Source organism: Sphingopyxis granuli, assembly GCF_001559015.1.
Lineage (GTDB): Bacteria > Pseudomonadota > Alphaproteobacteria > Sphingomonadales > Sphingomonadaceae > Sphingopyxis > Sphingopyxis granuli.
This window is the reverse complement of record NZ_CP012199.1, coordinates 3,258,682-3,272,108: the sequence shown is the minus strand read 5'-3', so window position 1 is coordinate 3,272,108 and position 13,427 is coordinate 3,258,682. Positions and strand designations below refer to the sequence as shown.

The 13,427-nt window shown below is 67.3% G+C and carries 12 protein-coding genes; 10 read left to right on the top strand and 2 right to left on the bottom strand.

Translation table 11 applies throughout. The annotated features are described in order from the left end of the window. The first annotated feature begins 236 nt into the window (after positions 1-236). Genes SGRAN_RS14935 through SGRAN_RS14920 form a run of 4 tightly spaced genes read left to right on the top strand, consistent with a single transcriptional unit; the run spans position 237 to position 5,692 of the window. A complete protein-coding gene (locus SGRAN_RS14935; protein WP_234002442.1) occupies positions 237-1,412 on the top strand; it encodes a heavy-metal-associated domain-containing protein in 1,176 nt (391 codons plus the stop codon). Then, a complete protein-coding gene (locus SGRAN_RS14930; RefSeq protein ID WP_067184924.1) occupies positions 1,412-2,068 on the top strand; it encodes an HdaA/DnaA family protein in 657 nt (218 codons plus the stop codon). Before SGRAN_RS14935 ends, SGRAN_RS14930 begins: the two co-directional genes overlap by 1 nt. After that, complete coding sequence (locus SGRAN_RS14925) at positions 2,059-4,227, top strand: RNA degradosome polyphosphate kinase (protein WP_082737290.1); 2,169 nt, start codon at positions 2,059-2,061, stop codon at positions 4,225-4,227. The genes SGRAN_RS14930 and SGRAN_RS14925 overlap by 10 nt, the downstream gene beginning before the upstream one ends. 4 nt (positions 4,228-4,231) lie before the next feature. After that, entirely contained in the window at positions 4,232-5,692 is a 1,461-nt protein-coding gene (locus SGRAN_RS14920; RefSeq protein WP_067184921.1) for a Ppx/GppA family phosphatase, read from the top strand. Positions 5,693-5,758: 66 nt separating this feature from the next. On the opposite strand, the gene rnd is transcribed toward SGRAN_RS14920, so the two are convergent. Further along, a complete protein-coding gene (gene rnd / locus SGRAN_RS14915; RefSeq protein ID WP_067184919.1) occupies positions 5,759-6,943 on the bottom strand; it encodes a ribonuclease D in 1,185 nt (394 codons plus the stop codon). A gap of 447 nt (positions 6,944-7,390) precedes the next feature. Here rnd and aspS point away from each other — a divergent pair, with 447 nt between their 5' ends. The 6 genes from aspS to SGRAN_RS14885 all read left to right on the top strand — a co-directional run bounded on the left by aspS (position 7,391) and on the right by SGRAN_RS14885 (position 12,306). Further along, entirely contained in the window at positions 7,391-9,172 is a 1,782-nt protein-coding gene (aspS, locus tag SGRAN_RS14910; protein ID WP_067184916.1) for an aspartate--tRNA ligase, read from the top strand. Positions 9,173-9,234: 62 nt separating this feature from the next. Further along, positions 9,235-9,588 (top strand): hypothetical protein, encoded by a 354-nt coding sequence (locus SGRAN_RS14905; protein WP_067184913.1) that lies wholly within the window; start codon positions 9,235-9,237, stop codon positions 9,586-9,588. Next, entirely contained in the window at positions 9,585-9,971 is a 387-nt protein-coding gene (locus tag SGRAN_RS14900; RefSeq protein WP_067107540.1) for a type II toxin-antitoxin system VapC family toxin, read from the top strand. Before SGRAN_RS14905 ends, SGRAN_RS14900 begins: the two co-directional genes overlap by 4 nt. Next, complete coding sequence (locus tag SGRAN_RS14895) at positions 9,968-10,846, top strand: alpha/beta fold hydrolase (RefSeq protein WP_067184911.1); 879 nt, start codon at positions 9,968-9,970, stop codon at positions 10,844-10,846. The genes SGRAN_RS14900 and SGRAN_RS14895 overlap by 4 nt, the downstream gene beginning before the upstream one ends. Before the next feature lie 92 nt (positions 10,847-10,938). Continuing rightward, on the top strand, positions 10,939-11,724 hold the full coding sequence (locus tag SGRAN_RS14890) for a polyphosphate kinase 2 family protein (protein ID WP_067184908.1): 786 nt from the start codon (positions 10,939-10,941) through the stop codon (positions 11,722-11,724). 45 nt (positions 11,725-11,769) lie between these two features. Continuing rightward, positions 11,770-12,306, top strand: coding sequence for a J domain-containing protein (locus SGRAN_RS14885; RefSeq protein ID WP_067184905.1), 537 nt, complete (start codon positions 11,770-11,772; stop codon positions 12,304-12,306). Between the two features lie 136 nt (positions 12,307-12,442). Here SGRAN_RS14885 and SGRAN_RS14880 read toward each other — a convergent pair whose 3' ends face one another. Beyond that, entirely contained in the window at positions 12,443-13,324 is an 882-nt protein-coding gene (locus SGRAN_RS14880; protein WP_067184902.1) for an OmpA family protein, read from the bottom strand. Positions 13,325-13,427 lie beyond the last annotated feature (103 nt).

Below are 13,427 nucleotides of genomic sequence, written 5' to 3'. Positions count from 1 at the left end.
ACGCGCGCCTAACTCTTCCCGGCGACAAATGCCATGATTTCCTTGTCGCTGACCATGGCTTTCGCGTAGGGCATGCTGGAATCACCGTTGCGGCGCCGTGGTGGCGGCAGGACGGAACGGCTTCGAGGGTTGAACCAAGAGTAGAGATGATTTCCGCCGCTTCCCTCCCGTTCCCTCGCTTTTCGCGATCGATTTCCTGGCCGCGCGATTGGCGCTGGGCCGCGTTTGCCGCGCTGTTGCTGGCGATTCTGGTCGCCGGCCTCGTCGAGGGGCAGATCAGTCGCGGCAATCGCGGCATCACCCCGATCAACAGCAGCGGCGATTTCCTCGCCAGCGGAATCACCGTCGACGTCGTCGGCGCCAATGCCGACGAGGCGCGCGAAAAAGGGTGGCGCGAGGCGCAGCGCAAGGGGTGGCAGCAGCTTTATCGCCGGATCAACGGCAGCGACGGTCCCGCGCTCGGCGATTCGGTGCTCGACGGCATCGTCACCGCGATCGTCGTCGAAAAGGAACAGATCGGGCCGCGCCGCTATGTCGCCACGCTGGGTATCCAGTTCGATCGCGTACGCGCGGGACAGATATTGGGTGTCAGCGGCCGGACGCTGCGCTCGCCGCCGCTGCTCGTCATCCCCGTCTATTCGGTCGACGGCATCGCGCAGGTGTTCGAGCAGCGCAGTGCGTGGCAGCGCGCCTGGGCCGAATATAATACGGGGCAGAGCGCGATCGACTACGTCCGCACCGCGGGCACCGGCGCCGATACGCTGCTGCTCAACGCCGGGCAGACGGGGCGGCGGGGGCGCGTCTGGTGGCGGGTGATCCTCGACCAATATGGCGCCGCCGACGTGCTGATGCCGATCGCGCGCGTCGAATACAGCTATCCTGGTGGGCCCATCAAAGGCTATTTCACCGCGCGTTTCGGCCCCGACGACAAGCTGATCGACAGCTTCACCATGACGGGGCCGAGCCCCGCCGCGCTGCCCGACATGATGGAAAAGGCGGTCGCGCGCATGGATGCCATCTATACCAATGCGCTGGCCGCCGGCGTCCTGCGAACCGACACCTATCTGGTCCTCGAAAAGCCGGTCGAGAAGGTCGACCTGCCCGAGGATGCGGCCGGCGACGATACGCTGCCCGTCGAAACCGACGCCAGCGTTTCGGCGACCCCGCCGGCGGGCGTCCAGAGCTTCACCGTCCAATATGTGTCGCCCGACGTCGAATCGGTTTCGGCGACCGAGCGCGCGGTCGGCGCCATCGCCGGGGTCCAGTCGGCCTCGACCACCAGCCTCGCGCTTGGCGGCACGTCGGTGATGCGCGTGACCTTCCGCGGCGACCTCGGCACGCTCAAGGCGGCGCTCGCCGCGCGCGGCTTCAAGGTGCAGGAAGGCGGCGGGCAGCTCAGGATCAGCCGCTGATGGCGGTATCCACGGGACAGATCGCGCTGCCGCTCGACTGGAGCGCTGGCGGCGCCAACGACGGCCCGCTGATCGTCGGGACGAGCAATGCCGACGCGGTGCGCTACCTGCGCCACGTCGCGACCTGGCCGGTGCGGACCGCCGTGCTCACCGGGCCGCGCGGTTCGGGCCGCAGCCTGATGGGGCGCCTGTTCGCACGCGAGACCGGCGGCCGCGTCATCGACGGGCACGACAGCGTTTCGGAAGAGGCGCTGTTCCACGCCTGGAACGCGGCGCAGGCGTCGGGGACGCCGCTGCTGATCATTGCCGATGCGTTGCCGGCCGACTGGGGGATCGCGCTTCCCGACCTCGCGTCGCGGCTGCGCGCGGTGCCGGTGCTGACGATCGGCGAGCCCGACGACTGCCTGGCGCGCGACCTGATCGAGGCCCTGTTCGCGCGCCGCGGACTGGTGATCGCGCCCGAGGTTCCCTCCTACATCGTGCCGCGGATGGAGCGCAGCTATGCGATGATCCACCGCATCGTCGCCGCGCTGGACGCGGCCTCGCTCGAAAAAAGACGCCGTATTGGCATTCGTCTTACGCGTGAAACATTACTGTCACAGGGGCTGATCGATCCCGATTTGCTCGAAAGGCAGGATGACGCCACATGTCGATAGCTGCAGGCCCACTTCGCGCCGAAAATGATGCCGATCCGGCGCCGCCCCGCTTCGGCCCCGAACGCTTCTTCAACCGCGAACTGTCGTGGCTCGCCTTCAACCGGCGGGTGATGGAGGAGGCGCGCAATCCCGCGCATCCGCTGCTCGAACGCCTGCGCTTCCTGTCGATCTCCGGCAGCAATCTCGACGAATTCTTCATGGTCCGCGTCGCGGGGCTGAAGGGGCAGCAGCTTCAGGGGATCGACGACCCGTCCGCCGACGGCCGCTCGCCGGGCCAGCAACTCGCTGAAATCGAGGCCGAGGTGAAGCGCCTCGTCGACCAGCAGCAGAGCGAATGGCAGCTTCTCCATCGGCTGCTGGCCGAACAGGGGATCGTCGTCCACGGTTCGGATTCGGACCCGGAGGCGCTGCGCGCGGCGCTGCGTCCCTATTTCATCGACCAGATCTTTCCGATCCTGACCCCGCAGGTGCTCGACCCGGCGCATCCTTTTCCCTTCATCCCCAATCGCGGGCTGGGGGTGATCTTCGATCTCCAGCGCAAGGCGGATGGCGAGACGGTGCGCGAACTGGTGATGCTGCCGCCGTCGCTGCCGCGTTTCGTGTCGCTGCCGGGCGAGGCGAGCGCCGTCGTGCCGGTCGAATATCTGGTCAAGATCTTCGCCGACCTGCTGTTCCCCGGCTTCACCGTCCGCTCGCGCGGGGTGTTCCGCATCATTCGCGACAGCGATATCGAGATAGAGGAAGAGGCGGAGGATCTCGTCCGCCTGTTCCGCACCGCGATCCGTCGTCGCCGCCGCGGCCGCGTGATCCTGCTCGAATTCGGCGCTGACATGACCGAGGAACTGGCGGCAGTGCTTGGCGACGGCATTCAGGGGCACGAGGCGACGATTGCCAAGATCGGCGGCTTCGTCGGCCTCGCGGCGCTGTCCGCGCTGGTCGAGATCGACCGGCCCGACCTCAAGTTCCCGGCCTATTCGCCGCGCTTTCCCGAACGCATCCGCGAACATGGCGGCGACTGCTTCGCCGCGATCCGCAGCAAGGACATCGTCGTCCATCATCCCTATGAAAGCTTCGACGTCGTCCTGTCCTTCCTGCGCCAGGCGGCGGCGGACCCCGACGTCGTCGCGATCAAGCAGACGCTCTACCGCGCCGGCAACCAGTCGCCGGTCATTCGCGCCCTGATCGAGGCGGCGGAGGCGGGCAAGTCGGTGACGGCGATCGTCGAATTGAAGGCCCGCTTCGACGAGGAGCAGAACCTGCTGTGGGCGAACCAGCTCGAACGCGCCGGGGTGCAGGTCGTCTACGGTTTCATCGAGTGGAAGACCCACGCCAAGATATCGATGGTCGTGCGCCGCGAAGGGCAGGGGTACCGCACCTATTGCCACTTCGGCACCGGCAACTACCATCCGGTCACCGCGCGCATCTACACCGACCTCAGCTTCTTCACCGCCGATCCGCGCGCCGGTCGCGATGCCGCGCAGCTTTTCAATTACATCACCGGCTATGTCGAACCCGGGCGGCTGGAAATGGTGACGATGTCGCCGCTCAACATGCGCCGGCACCTCAGCGAGCTGATCGATGCGGAAATCGCCGCCGCGAAGGCGGGGCGCCCGTCGGGCCTGTGGGCGAAGATGAACAGCCTCGTCGATCCCGACATCATCGACAAGCTTTACGAAGCGAGCGCGGCGGGCGTGCCGATCGAGCTCGTCGTGCGCGGCATCTGCTGTCTGCGTCCCGGCGTGCCCGGCCTGTCGGAGAGGATTCGCGTCAAATCGGTGGTCGGCCGCTTCCTCGAACACAGCCGCATCTGGGCCTTCGCCAACGGCGCGCGCCTGCCGCACAGCGGCGCGAAGCTCTATATCTCCAGCGCCGACTGGATGCCGCGCAACTTCGACCGGCGCGTCGAATATATGATCCCGATCGAGAATCCGACCGTGCACGACCAGATCCTCGACCAGGTGCTGGTCGCGAACCTGATCGACAACGAACAAAGCTGGGTGCTTCAGCCCGACGGCACCTATGTGCGTCTGGTTCCGGGCGACAAGCCGTTCAACCTGCATCATTATTTCATGAACAATCCATCGCTTTCGGGACGCGGCACCGCGCTCCACAAGCGCCACGACGTCCCGACGCTCGACGTCCATCTGCGCGGGGACTGACCTCTTGCCCGTTCTCCGCTCTGCGGTCATCGACATCGGTTCGAACTCGGTCCGCCTCGTCGTCTACGAAGGGGCGGCGCGCGCGCCCGCGGTGATCTTCAACGAAAAGGTGCCGGCCGGGCTCGGGCGCGGCCTGGCGATCGACGGCGCGATCGCGCCCGAGGATGCGGCGCGAGGTCTCGCCGCGCTGCGCCGCTACGCGCTGCTCGCGCGCCAGATGGAGGTGGGGGACCTGCAATGCGTCGCGACCGCTGCGGTGCGCGATGCGACCAACGGCGCGGACTTCATGGCCGGCGCGGCCGAGGCGGGGCTCGAAATCCGCCTGCTGTCGGGCGCCGAGGAAGCGGAGGCGGCGGGCTGCGGCGTGCTGGCGGCGATTCCCGATGCGCACGGCATCGCCGTCGACCTCGGCGGCGGCAGTCTGGAGCTGGCCGAGGTCGCCGACGGCGCGGTCGGGCGCCGCGCCTCCTTTCCGCTCGGCGTGCTGCGCCTGCCGGCGCTGCGCGGGCAGGGGCAGCAGGCGTTCGACCGCGCGGTGCGCCGGCTGCTGAAAGCGGCGGGCTGGCCGGGCGACATGGCCGGGTTGCCGCTCTATCTGGTCGGCGGTTCGTGGCGCGCGCTGGCGCGTCTGGATTTCGAACTGACGCGCTATCCGCTGCCCGTGCTCGATCATCATGTGATCCCGCGCACGGCGCTGCGCCGCCTGATCCGCGCGACGAAGCGGATGAGCTTCGAGGAATTGCGCGCGATCCCTGGCATGGCGTCGAACCGCGCCGCCGCATTGCCCGACGCGACGATGCTGCTGGCGACGCTCGTCGACATCATCGACGCGCCGCAGATGACAGTCTCCTCATCGGGGCTGCGCGAAGGCCTGCTCTATCAGGCGCTCGATCCCGCGACACGCGCGCAGGACCCGCTGATCGCCGCCGCCGAATTCGAGGGGCGTCGCCTCGCGCGCTTCGGATCGCACGGCCGGACGATCGCCGACTGGATCGCGCCGCTGTTCGCGAGCGAAACCCCCGCCGACGCCCGCATCCGGCTCGCCGCGAGCCTGCTGAGCGACGTCGCCTGGTCGGCGAACCCCGATTTCCGCGCCGAACGGAGCACCGAGATCGGCCTGCACGGCAACTGGCGCAGCATCGACATTCCGGGCCGCATCCTGCTCGCGCGCGCGCTCCATGCCGGATTCGGCGGCGCCGACGAGGATTTCCCCCCGATGGACAGCCTGGTCGCGGCGGAGCGGGTCGAGCGCGCGCGGCAATGGGGCCTTGCGATCCGGCTTGCGCAGCGCCTGACGGGCGGGGTCGAAGCGCCGCTGAAGGCCAGCGCGCTCGCGCTCGTCGACGGCAGGCTGCAACTCAGCCTCGATCCCGGCTGGCATCATCTGGCGGGCGAGGCGGTCGACCGCCGCCTGCGCGCGCTGGGTCAGGCGCTGGGCGCCAAGCCCGAACTGGTGCTGCTTTAGCGCGCGCCGCCGCTTGACGTCTGCGATCGTGCCGCGCCGGGGAACCAACCCCCAAGCCAATGGTCGTCAGGCGTCGGCGGCCGCCGGCTCGATTTCGCTCATCACCAGCTTGCCGCCCCGCACCGCGAAACCCATCCGTCCCTCGACCAGATCGAGCGCCGCCTGGCCGAACACCTCGTAGCGCCAGCCCTGCATCATCGCGATGCCGTCGCGGCGCCCGGCGGCGAGCGCTTCCAGATCGTCGCTGCGCGCGATCAGCCGCGCCGCGACGTTGAGTTCGCGCGAGCGGATCTTGAGCAGCAGCTTGAGCAGGTCGGCGACGAGCGCGCCCTCCTTGCCCAGCCCCGGCCCGCGCGGGGCGCGGTCGGGCATGTCTTCCTTCGCCAGCGGCTGCGCGCCGGCGAGCGCGTCCATCAGCCGCCCGCCGATATCGTTCGATTTCCACGTCGCCGACAGGCCGCGCACCCGGCCCAGCCCGTCCTGATCCTTCGGCGGATGCGCGGCGAGGTCGGCGAGCGTCTCGTCCTTGACGATGCGGCCGCGCGGCAAATTCTTGTTCCGCGCCTCGCGCTCGCGCCACGCCGCCAGTGCCTTGAGCCGGCCGAGCACCTCGGGCTTGCGCGTCGGCGCCTTGATCCGCAGCCACGCCTTGTCCGGATCGACGCTGTAGTGCGCCGGGTCGGCGAGCTTTTCCATTTCTTCGTCGAGCCAGTGCCCGCGGCCGGTCTTCACCAGCTTCTTCAGCATCATCGGGAAGATTTTGGCGAGATGGGTGACGTCGCCGATCGCATAGTCGATCTGGCGCTTGTCGAGCGGCCGGCGGCTCCAGTCGGTGAAACGCGCGCCCTTGTCGAGCTGCACCCCCAGCCACGCCTCGACCAGGTTCGAATAGCCGACCTGCTCGGCCTGACCGAGCGCCATCTGGCCGATCTGCGTGTCGAAGATCGAATGCGGCGTCTTGCCGGTCAGGTTGAAGATGATTTCGACATCCTGCCCCCCGGCATGGAAGACCTTCAGCACGTCCTCATTGTCGACGAGCAGGTTGAGCAGCGGCTGCAGGTCGATGCCCGGTGCCATCGGGTCGATCGCCGCGGCATGGTTGCTGTCCGCGATCTGGATCAGGCACAGTTCGGGCCAGAAGGTATTCTCGCGCATGAACTCGGTATCGACCGCGATGAAATCGCTGTCTTTGATGAGGTCGACAAATTCAAGGAGCGCCGCGCTGGACTCGATCAACGGATGGATTTGCATGGGGCGCCTATACCGCGACTTTTTCGCGACGGGCAGGAAAAATTGGTGGTGGCGCGGTTCGTGCGCTGCGGCGGGGAGAATAGAGATTCGCGCAGAGGCGCAGCGACCGCAGAGGAGGAAAGAATGAAATTCACGCGGAGACGCGGAGGCGCGGAGAAAGTCGGGCCGATTGGCCCTTCCTTTCCTGACCTCGATTTCATCGCGAAGCTGGAGAGAGAAAAGCCGCTTCGCGGCAAGCGCTGCCTCTCCGCGCCTCCGCGCCTCCGCGTGAACCGAAATCTCTGCGGTCTCTGCGCCTCCGCGCGCATTTTTTCTTTCCCCTATCCCGGCTCGCCCCGAACCCATTTCCCAGCCTGCCCTTGACAAACGGCGCGCCGCATTGCCTTAGGCGCGGCCATGTCGGCGCGTTTCCGGGGCGCGTCTCTCCAGCCTTTGAAAGACACGAAAATGCACGCCTATCGCACCCATAACTGCGGCCAGCTTCGCAGCCAGGACGTCGGCCAGACGGTCCGCCTGTCGGGCTGGGTGCACCGCAAGCGCGACCATGGCGGGCTGTTGTTCGTCGACCTGCGCGATCATTACGGCCTGACGCAGATCGTCGCCGACAGCAGCGATCCGGCCTTCGCGACGCTCGACGGGCTGCGCGCCGAAAGCGTGGTCACGATCACCGGCGACGTCGTCGCGCGCTCGGCCGAGACGGTGAATGCGAACCTGCCCACCGGCGAGATCGAGGTGCGCGCGCGCGACGTCGCGGTGCAGTCGGCGGCCGCCGAACTGCCGCTGCCGGTCGCGGGCGAGCAGGAATATCCCGAGGACATCCGCCTGAAATACCGCTTCCTCGACCTGCGCCGCGAACGGTTGCACGCCAATATCCTGCTGCGCGCGAACGTCATCGCCTCCCTGCGCCGCCGTATGGTCGAGCAGGGGTTCACCGAATATCAGACCCCGATCCTCACCGCCTCGTCGCCAGAGGGTGCGCGCGACTATCTGGTGCCCAGCCGCGTCCATCCCGGCAAATTCTATGCGCTGCCGCAGGCGCCGCAGATGTTCAAGCAGCTGCTGATGGTCGCGGGCTTCGACCGCTATTTCCAGATCGCGCCCTGCTTCCGCGACGAGGACGCGCGCGCCGACCGTTCGCCGGGCGAGTTCTACCAACTTGATTTCGAGATGAGCTTCGTCACGCAAGACGATGTTTTCAATGCGATCGAACCCGTCCTCGCGGGCGTGTTCGAGGAATATGCGAACGGCCGGTCGGTGACCCCGGCCGGCAGCTTCCCGCGCATTCCCTACCGCGAATCGATGCTGAAATACGGCAATGACAAGCCCGACCTGCGCAACCCGCTGATCATCACCGACGTGTCGGCGCATTTCACCGGATCGGGCTTCGGCCGCTTCGCCGACATCGTCGCGGCGGGCGACGTGGTGCGCGCGGTGCCGGCGCCGGGGACGGCGGAAAAGAGCCGTAAATTCTTCGACGACATGAACGCCTGGGCGCAGGGCGAGGGCTTTGCGGGGCTCGGCTATGCGACGCGCAAGGGCGGCGAATGGGGCGGCCCGATCGCCAAGAACCACGGACCGGACAAGATGGACGCGCTCGCCGCCGAACTCGGCCTCGGCCCCGACGACGGCCTGTTCTTCGCGGCGGGCAAGGAAGCCGTCGCGGCGAAGCTCGCGGGCCTCGCGCGCACGCGCGTCGCCGAACAGCTGGACCTGATCGACCAGAACCGCTTCGACCTGTGCTGGATCGTCGATTTCCCGATGTTCGAGGCCGACGAGGACACGGGCAGGATCGATTTCAGCCACAACCCGTTCAGCATGCCGCAGGGCGAGCTGGAGGCGCTGGAAACGAAGGACCCGCTCGATATTCTCGCCTGGCAATATGATATCGTCTGCAACGGCGTCGAACTATCGTCGGGCGCGATTCGGAACCATCGCCCCGACATCATGTACAAGGCGTTCGAGATCGCCGGCTATTCGCAGGCCGACGTCGATGCCAATTTCAGCGGCATGATCAACGCCTTCAAGTTCGGCGCACCGCCGCACGGCGGGTCGGCGCCGGGGGTCGACCGCATCGTGATGCTGCTCGCCGACGAGCCGAACATTCGCGAGGTCGTCGTCTTCCCGATGAACCAGAAGGCCGAGGACCTGATGATGGGCGCCCCGGCGCCCGTCACCGAGAAACAGCTTCGCGAACTCCATATCCGGCTGGTGGACGGTCCGAAGGGCTGACGGACACGCTCCGTTCGGGCTTTCTCTTGCGATAGTTGTGAAACTGTGATACGCAGTTTCACATGAAGAATGTCACTATCGCCCTCGACGACGAAACGCATCGCCGCGCGCGTATTCGCGCGGCGGAACTGGGGATGTCGCTGTCGGCGCTGGTGAAGGATTATCTGCGGCAATTGGCCGATGCGCCGCCGCCCGAAGCCGGAGTGCGGGAAATGTCCATGCCCTTTACCGTCGCGCCCGCTTATGCGGCCGGCCCGCCGACGATCAAGCCCGCGCCGCGGAACGCCAAGCCGCGGCAGCCGGGGGCGCTGCGGGGGAAGACCGGGGTCGCCAACGATTTCGACGAATGGCCCGAAGGCTTCCTCGACGCCCTCTATGGCGAAGATACCGAGGCCGCGCGCAACTGGTATAAATGAGGCTGCTGCTCGACACCCATGCGCTGATCTGGTGGCTGGAGGATTCGCCGCACCTCGGCCCCGTGTCGCGCGCGTTGATCGCCGATGCGGACAATGACGTGCTGGTCAGTATCGTGTCGCTTTGGGAAATTACGATAAAATGGCGGGTCGGCAAATTGGCGCAATCGGGAAGCCATTTCGCCGAGCTGCTTGACGATCAGCGCATCGACTTGTTGCCCGTGACGGCGGAGCATATCCGCGCGCTCGATACGCTCGCCTTTCATCACGGTGACCCGTTCGATCATCTGATTCTGGCGCAGGCGGAGCGGGAACGGTTGATGGTCGTGACGAGCGACCGGCAGATGGCGCTTTATGGTGTTCCTTGCATCGAGGCGGCGAAATGACGGAGCAGGGTCCCACCACGCACAGTCTCGCCACGCCGGACGGCGACATCTGCTGGTTCGAATGGGGGCAGCTGGGGGAAGGGGCGACGCTGCTGCTTCTCCACGCGACGGGTTTTCATGCGCGGTGCTGGGATCGGGTGGTCGCGGCGCTGCCGCCCGGCACGCATGTCGTCGCGCCCGATCATCGCGGCCACGGGCGCAGCTTTCGGCCGGCGTCGCTGTCCGATTGGACGATCAACGCGCGCGTGCTGCTGCCGCTGGTCGATCGCTTCGCGGGGCGACCGTTTGTCGGCTGCGGCCACAGCATGGGCGGCTATGTCCTTACCCGTCTCGCCGCCGAGCGGCGCGAGGCCTTTCGCCATCTCGTCCTGATCGACCCGGTGATCATGGCGCCGGCGCTCTATGCCGGCGGCGGCGATGCGCCGGTGCCCGATCCGGCCGAATTTCCGGTGTCGCGCCGCCGCAACCAGTGGGCGGACGCGGACGAGATGCGCGCGCGCTTCGCCGATCGCCTGCCCTACAGCCGGTGGGACCCGCGGGTGCTCGCCGATTATTGCGCCCACGGGCTGCTGCCGGCCGCTTCGGGCGAGGGCTATGAGCTGGCGTGCCCGCCGGCGCTGGAAGCATCGATGTATCAGAATGCGCTGCGGAACGATCCCTATGCGTGGCTGGGCGCCCTCGCGGCGCCCGTCACGCTGATCCGCGCCCCGGCGGGAACGCGCGACGGCGCGCTCGATTTCTCGCAAAGCCCGACATGGACCGAACTCGGCCCGCACCTCGGCGCGGTGCGCGACGAGCTGTGGGCTCAGAACAGCCATTTCATCCCGATGGAAGCGCCCGGGCGCGTCGCGGACCTGCTCGCCGGACTGCTCTGACCGCCCGGGAAAGGCGTCCGCGGCTGTATCAGATAGCGACATATGCGATCACCCCCTTGGTCGCGCGCGTCGGGCTGGGCTAGGGTGACGGCATGACCATCTCGCTCTCCGATCATGAAACCGGCGCCCGATACGAGGGCGATTATGGCAAGGACCTCGCCGCGCTGCAGGACCGGCTCGAACGCATCCAGGCCGCGCACATCGCCTATGGCCAGCGCAGCGTCATCATGCTCGAAGGCTGGGACGCGGCGGGCAAGGGCGGGATCATCCAGCGGATGACCGCCTCGCTCGACCCGCGCTTCTACGAGGTCTGGCCGATCGGCGCACCGAACGATGCGGAAAAGGCGCGGCATTTCCTGTGGCGCTTCTGGACGCGCCTGCCCGGAAACCGCGAAATCTGCGTCTTCGACCGCAGCTGGTACGGGCGCGTCCTCGTCGAACGGGTCGAGGGCTTCGCGACCGAGGCCGAGTGGCGCAAGGGCTATGACGAGATCAACGAGTTCGAGGCGCAGCTGGCCGGATCGGCGACCAACCTCGTCAAACTGTTCGTCCACGTCACGCAGGAGGAACAGGACCGGCGTTTCGCCGACCGCCTCGACGATCCGTGGAAGCGGTGGAAGACGGGGAGCGAGGATTATCGCAACCGGGCCAAGCGCCAGGATTATCTCGCCGCGATGGAGGAGATGTTCCAGCAGACCGACACGCGCTGGGCGCCGTGGAAGGTGATCGACGGCAACAACAAGAAGGCGGCGCGCATCGCCGCGCTGACCCATGTCGCCGAGCGGCTCGAGGCTGCGGTGCCGATGACGCCGCCCGAACGCGATCCCGCGGTGGTCAAGCTGGCGCGCAAGGCCTTCGGCTATGAGGTGAATGATTGAGGCTGCCGCCTAGCCATCGCGTCTCCCAACCGCTACATGAACGGGATGAGCCGCGCCAAGAGATCCGACGACTGGGGTTTCCCCCGCTGGCGCGCCTATGGCGCGTCGCGCGAGGCTCAGAAGGTGCGGATCTGCGACCGCTACGGTTGCGAGGAACCCGGCAACTGTCCCGCCCCCAAGTCGCCGAACAGCCCCGAACGTTGGTATTTCTGCGAGGCGCACGCCGCCGAATATAATCGCGGCTGGGACTATTTCGCCGGGCTGAGCGCCGAGGAGGCGGCCGAGCGCGCCGCCGACGAGGCGCGCGGCGCGCGCAGCTATGCCCGCGCACAGCATTATGGCTGGGGCGGCCCCGGCGACGGCAGCCGCAGCGCCGACGAGATGCGCGCGCTCGAGGTGCTGGGGCTCGACCCCGACGCCGATTTCGAGGCGACGAAGAAGGCGTGGCGCGGATTGGCGAAGGAATGCCACCCCGACGTCAGGCCCGGCGACGAAGAAGCGGCGAAGCGCTTCGCGGCGGGGCAGGCGGCATTCGAGGTGCTGAAACAGGCCGAGGAACGCAAGAGCTGGAAGCCGGCGTAGCGGGGCTGTTGGGCGTCGTTTTGGATCCCCGCCTCCGCGGGAACACCGCGATGTTTCTAAGATGAAGAATCCGGGGGCGACGCCATCCGGCACCGCCCCGGAAATATCGGGGTGGGCGGCGCCCACCCCGCGCTCCTTACAGGCCGTCGAGGCCCTTGCTGACCAGCACGTTCACCGCGACGCGGCGGTTCTGCGCCTTGCCTTCGATGGTGTCGTTGCTGGCCGCCGGGTCGGCTTCCGCCATCCCGGTGGGGGTCAGCATGCGATAGGGTTTCCAGCCGCAGGCCTGCTGAAGATGATTGACGACGCGGCCCGCCCGCTTTTCGCTGAGCTGCTGGTTGAACTCCTGGCTTCCCGTCGAATCGGTGTAGCCGACGACGAGCAGCAGCGCGTTGTCCATCCCCTCGGCCTGGCTGGCCGTGGCGCACAGCTCGGCCTTCGCCTGCTCGGACAGCACGGCCTTGCCGACGTCGAAGTTCACGTTGGTCGTGCCCTTGACATTATACTGGTCGATGTCGCCCATGCGGCCGCGCAGCGCCTCCGTCGCCGCTGTCTGTTCGGCGAAGCGCTGGTCGGTGCCGTTGTGGATCATCGACGCGGTCCTGAGGTCCTTGTTCTTGAGGTCGATCTGGCTCGCCACCAGGCCGCCGTCCCACTGCAGCGTCTCCACCGTCACCGGCAGCCCGTTGAGCAGCGAATCGGCGGCGAGCTTGTTGCGGTTGAGGCCCAGGAAGCCCCCCTTGGACTTGATCCGGGTGGTGTCGGTGATGGCGATGACCGTGTTGGCGCCGTCGGCGGTCGTGACCTGCATCCGGTTGCCGCTGCGCGCGGAGATGATGCCCTCGATCTCCGGCCCCTTGGTCATCTCCGCCTCGGTCGGCAGCGTGCCATAGACGGTCGTCATGACGTCGCCCTCGGACGCGTCCTGCTGCGGCTGCGCCGCCAGGCCGACCGTCGCCGGTGCGGCCAGCATGGCGAGCAGCAACGCTATTCGGGAATTTCTGGAAACGGCACTCATGATATCACTCCTTCAATGAGCCGCCCCCGCGTTCAGGTCGCCCTTTCCGGCACCTGCGGAGTCCCTGCAAGAGCGCGCGATTGCTTGCGCCGGTAATTGGAGT